This is a genomic window from Zemynaea arenosa, assembly GCF_004614185.1.
GTDB classification, from domain to species: Bacteria; Pseudomonadota; Gammaproteobacteria; order Burkholderiales; family Burkholderiaceae_D; genus Telluria; species Telluria arenosa.
This window is the reverse complement of sequence record NZ_SPVF01000249.1, coordinates 1-4,597: the sequence shown is the minus strand read 5'-3', so window position 1 is coordinate 4,597 and position 4,597 is coordinate 1. Positions and strand designations below refer to the sequence as shown.

Sequence of the window (4,597 nt, the reverse complement as noted above, 5' to 3'; positions counted from 1 at the left end):
AGGCCCACCTCACGCGCGTCTTCACGCGGGCCTACGGAGTTGCGCCCAGCCAGTATGCCCGGCGCGCCCGCGCGTCATGAGACGGCGGCGCGCGCGGGCTGCCGCGCCAGCATCAGGATGGCGGCCAGGACGCAGCCGATGCCGGCCAGCTGACGCAGCTGCGGCTGCTCGTGCAGCACCAGCATCGCCGCCAGCAGCGCGCTGACCGGCGCCACCGCCGTGAACACCGCTGCTTCCGCCGCACTGACCAGGCGCGCGCCCGCGTACCACAGCAGGAAGCCCGCGACGGTCGGCACCAGCGCGTAATAAGCCACGGCCGCGCCGGCGGGCGCCAGGAGGGACCAGGTGGCAGCCGGTTCCCACCACGCACCGGCGAGCGCACCGGCCAGGCCGATGGCGGTCATCAGGGTGGACAAGGCCAGCGGCGCAACCTCCACCCTCAGGGCCCGGTTCAGCAGGATGAACAGCGCCTCGCAGACCACGGCGCCCAGCACCAGCGCATTGCCAAGCATCCCGCCTGTCTCCGGCGCGGCGCCGGCACCGGGCGGCGCCAGCACCAGCAGGCCGCCCGCCACGAGGCCGATGGTGGCCAGCAGTGCGCCACTGAGGCGCTCCTTCAGCAGCACGGCCGCGCACAGCGCTGCCACCACCGGCAGCGTGCCGAGGATGACACCCGCATCGGTGGCGCTGGTGTGGCGCATGCCGAGCATGAGCAGGGTGGTGTAGCCGATGCTCCCCGCCAGCGCCTGCGCCAGCAGCAGCGCGGCGTCGCGCGGACCCACGCGCGGCCATGGCGTGCGGGTCCACCACATCAGCAGCAGGAAGCAGGGCAAGGCCAGCGCGAAGCGCGCAGCGGTGGCGGTCAAGGGCGGGATGGCCGCCGCCGTGACCTTGCTGGCGACGACGGTCGTGCCGACCAGAGCCATCGCGGCGGTGAGATACGCATAACCTCGGGTTCGTTCATGCATGGCGCAGATCCTTTCGGGACCCACGATAGCGGGGGGCGCGGGGCGCAGTCTTGAAGAAAATTGCGGTGCCGCGGGCGCTGCGCTCAGGCCCGGGCTGGGCGCAGGGTGGTGCGGGCTGGGGCGCGGCCCAGCGCCAGCAGGGCGCCGCACAGGACCAGCATCCGCACTGCATCGGCGCTGTCGGCGGCCGCGTCGCCATTGTGCAGGTGGGTGCCGATCGCGCCCAGCATGATCACGCCCAGCAGGCCTGCCGCCGCGGTACGCCGCCATCCGCACAGCAGGGCCAGGGCTGCCAGGCTCTCGGCCAGCATCACGGTGTACATCAGCGCGAGCGGCAGGCCGGACACGAGAAAGAACTCCCGCATCTCGGTGTCATGCGCCGCCTTGCCCACTTCGAATCCGAGGAAGGCCAGGCCGACATACCAGGCCAGCGCGCGCGCCGTGGCCTGGCGCACTGCACCGCCGGGCGGGGCATGGCCTGCGCGCCCGGACAGCACCACGGACCACCCGAGCCCGGCCACTGCCGGCGCGCAGGCGGTCAGCCAGGCGCGCAGGGGCCGGGTCACTGGCGCCGCGTCCGCACCCAGCCAGGTAGACGCACTGACAGCGGCCAGGCCAGCCACGCCCAGGACGATGCAGACGACAGCGGCGCCGCTGCCGAGATGCGCGGCGCTCTGGACTGGTATTGCGCGCAGCGCGACCAGAAAGCCAATGGTCCAGAGCGCGGTCCAGGTCAGGAAGACGGTCGGTTCAGTCATGGCAGGCGGAGGTGGTCAGTAGGGACGTAGCGTAACCGGCGCCGCCTTAAGACTGGCCAAAGACCGCTCTCAGTCCAGCGAGCGCAGCTGGTCGGCGATGCTGCGCGTGTAGGCATTGGCCTCGTTGCCGCTGTGGGTGGTCTGCTTTTGTTCGATCAGCAGGATCACGCATTCCTGATCCGCGACGGGCGTGTGGCGCACCCCCTTGGGCACCACATACAACTCGCCGGCCTCCAGCTGCACGCTGCCGTGCTCCGTGTCGATGCGCAGGCGGCCCTGGATCACCATGAACAGTTCGTCCTCGTGCTCGTGCGCATGCCAGCCGAAAGTCCCTTTCAGCTTGGCCAGCTTGACGTAGTTGTTGTCCAGTTCCGCAATGACGCGCGGCGAAAAGTACTCGTCGATCCTGGCCGCGAGGGCCAGCGGGGATACCGCCTGCAACATGGTGTGCTCCTGGTTGGGGTCGAATGAGCGGCCAGTCTGGCGCGCCGCCGGCGGGCCGTCTTGAACGATCGTGCGCGTGGAAGCCGGGCAGCTAGCGGCCCAGGGCCAGCCAGCGGGCCGGCGGCAGCCCGAAGGCGCGGGTGAACTGGCGCGTCATGTGGCTCTGGTCTGCAAAACCCGCGTTGAGCGCCGCTGCGGCCAGCGGCAGGCCCTGGCGCAGCTGGGCGCGGACCAGGTCGAGCCGCCGAAGGCTGAGGTAGCGGTACGGGCTGGTGCCGTACAGGACGCGGAAGTCGCGCGACAGGCTCCAGCGGTCACGCCCGCAGGCGCGCTCCAGCTCGTCGAGCGTGATGCCGGTGGCCAGAGAGGCCTCCAGCAGCTGGCGGGCGCGGTCCGCCGCGTGCAGGTCGGGCGAGCGGACCCGTGGCCGGGCCCCTGCCGCCCGCTGCAGCGCCATGGCCAAGTCGAACAGCGCGTCGTCTTCCTCGAGGCCAGCGAGCGGCTCGGACACCGTGGCCACCAGCGGATGTATGGCGCGCAGCAGCCGGGGATCGGCCGACAGCCCGGCGCGCAGGAAGGGCAGCGGCTGGCCGCCGAGGATGGCCTGCAGGCGGGCCGGTGGCACGTAGGCTATGCGGTAGCGGAAGCCCGCGTCCGTGCCCGCTTCGCCATCATGCACTTCGTCCGGATGCAGGACGATGCACCCGCCTGCCACGCTGTTGCGCCGCTCGCCGCGGTAGTGGAACGACTGCACGCCGTGCAGCGTGAGGCCGATGGCATAGGTGTCGTGCCGGTGCGGCGCATAGCCGTGCCCGGCGAAGAAGGCTTCGATGCGCTGGACGCCGTCGCTGGCGGGAGCGTGGCGCACCCAGTCGTGCTGGCGGATCGGGGAGGAAGGCATGGCGGAGCGGCGGGCCAGGTCAATGGTGTCATTGAACCACATCTTGCGGCGCGGAGTGCGCCGGCGGACGCGCGGCGCTGGCCCGCCCGGCCGGGCACAGCGCCAGGAGCAGCGCTGTGCCGCCGTACAGCCCTGCGCGCAGGCCCTTAGTCGCCGGGAACAAACGCGCAGCGCGGCAGGGTGCACATCAGGACCAGCCGCCGGGCATCGCCGACGTTCACCACGCCGTCCCGGTTGAGGTCGAACGGATCTTCCAGGCTCATGGCGGGACGGCTGGGCCCCAGCAGGTACTGCACGTCGCGATAGTCGATGCCGCCGGTGTTGTCGAAGTCGCCGGGCTGGTGCACCAGGATGGGCCGTCCGCCCGTTGGGGCGGCGAAGCCGGTGTTCACGAAGATCTGCGGATCGATCTCGCCCGCCAGCACGAAGCGGCCATCGCCCAGCCCCCGGTACACCACCAGCCGGGCCGGTGTGACCACGTCGGTGACGGGCCCCGTGAGCGCCGGGCTGGCGACGGCGTCCAGCACCCCGTCGCCCGTGATGTCGACCAGCTGGAACTTGCCGCCGCCCGGCTGGTCCGAGCCGGACTCGGTGGGATTGGTGTCGAACGCCTCGTACGGGGTCTGGAAGAAGGTGCCGTCCCCCTTCCCGAAGAAGACATACACCTGTCCCGGATCGCCGTCGTCGTCCATGCCCACCAGGGCATCCACCGTGCCGGTGTTGTTCACGTCGCCCAGGCTGATGAAGGTGGCCGGGTGCGGCGCGGTGAACACATACTCGGGCGGCCCGAACCTGCCATCGCCCAGGCCGCGCAGCAGATACACGCGCGAGGGCTGGTCGCCGCCGCTGGACTGTTCGCTGGCCAGCATGTCGGGGATGTGGTCGCCATCGATGTCGCCCAGGGTGATGCTCATGCCGAGCGTCCAGTCGGTGAAGATGGAACCGGGCAGGGAGCCTGCGGGGTCGGCGAAATCGAAGGCATGCGGGACCTGGGTGAAGTGGCCGGTGCCATCGTTGAGCCAGGCATCGCCGGTTGCGATCCAGAACAGGCCGGGCCCGAATTCCTTGTTGCGGGCATCGAGGAAGTCCATGTCGCCGTCGTTGTCGAGGTCGGCAGGAATGATGCCCAGGCCGTAGTCGGGCGCCAGCGCCCGCTGGTTGCGGGCATTGTAATAGTCCCGTTTCGGGTCGGTGGCGAGCGCGCCGATGCCGGATGGCTGGAAGCTGGTCGGTCCGGTGCGCAGGTACAGGTGCAGGGCGGTGGTCTCGTTATCGAGGGCCAGGAAGTCCAGCAGGCCGTCACCGTTGAAGTCGGCAACGGCCATGTCGCCGTAGCGGGTCTCGGCCTGGTCCGCCACCTTCAGCGGCGCCATATAGTGGATGCCGTCAGTGGTGAAGTAGGCGTCGAGCGTGCCCTGTTCCGTGGCCGCCAGCACAAACGGCGAGCTGGCCGTGACCTGGGCCAGCGCCGGCCCGGCCGCGCCGAGGGCCACGGCAGCCAGCGCCGCCTTCCAGCAGCGGGGGGG

The 4,597-nt window shown here is 70.9% G+C and carries 5 protein-coding genes; all 5 read right to left on the bottom strand.

Annotation, left to right across the window (positions count from 1 at the left end):
- Window positions 1-74: 74 nt before the first annotated feature.
- The gene (locus E4L96_RS19590; protein WP_135208899.1) at window positions 75-968 is read right to left on the bottom strand and encodes a DMT family transporter; all 894 of its coding nucleotides are present in this window, start codon (window positions 966-968) and stop codon (window positions 75-77) included.
- Between the two features lie 83 nt (window positions 969-1,051).
- Complete coding sequence (locus tag E4L96_RS19585) at window positions 1,052-1,726, bottom strand: DoxX family protein (RefSeq protein WP_135208898.1); 675 nt, start codon at window positions 1,724-1,726, stop codon at window positions 1,052-1,054.
- 69 nt (window positions 1,727-1,795) lie between these two features.
- Window positions 1,796-2,170, bottom strand: a complete 375-nt coding sequence (locus tag E4L96_RS19580) for a cupin domain-containing protein (RefSeq protein ID WP_135208897.1) — start codon at window positions 2,168-2,170, stop codon at window positions 1,796-1,798.
- A 91-nt stretch (window positions 2,171-2,261) separates the two neighbouring features.
- Window positions 2,262-3,071 carry an AraC family transcriptional regulator gene (locus tag E4L96_RS19575; protein ID WP_135208900.1) on the bottom strand — a complete coding sequence of 270 codons (810 nt, stop codon included), beginning with the start codon at window positions 3,069-3,071 and terminating at the stop codon, window positions 2,262-2,264.
- Between the two features lie 146 nt (window positions 3,072-3,217).
- Window positions 3,218-4,597 (bottom strand): FG-GAP repeat domain-containing protein (locus E4L96_RS19570; protein ID WP_135208896.1); only part of this gene is annotated, 1,380 nt, incomplete at its 5' end.

What these genes read in the sequence shown, in the direction of transcription:
- E4L96_RS19590 (WP_135208899.1), bottom strand. Translation starts at nt 968, where the DNA reads ATGCATGAACGAACCCGAGGTTATGCGTATCTCACCGCCGCGATGGCT.
- E4L96_RS19585 (WP_135208898.1), bottom strand. Translation starts at nt 1,726, where the DNA reads ATGACTGAACCGACCGTCTTCCTGACCTGGACCGCGCTCTGGACCATT.
- E4L96_RS19580 (WP_135208897.1), bottom strand. Translation starts at nt 2,170, where the DNA reads ATGTTGCAGGCGGTATCCCCGCTGGCCCTCGCGGCCAGGATCGACGAG.
- E4L96_RS19575 (WP_135208900.1), bottom strand. Translation starts at nt 3,071, where the DNA reads ATGCCTTCCTCCCCGATCCGCCAGCACGACTGGGTGCGCCACGCTCCC.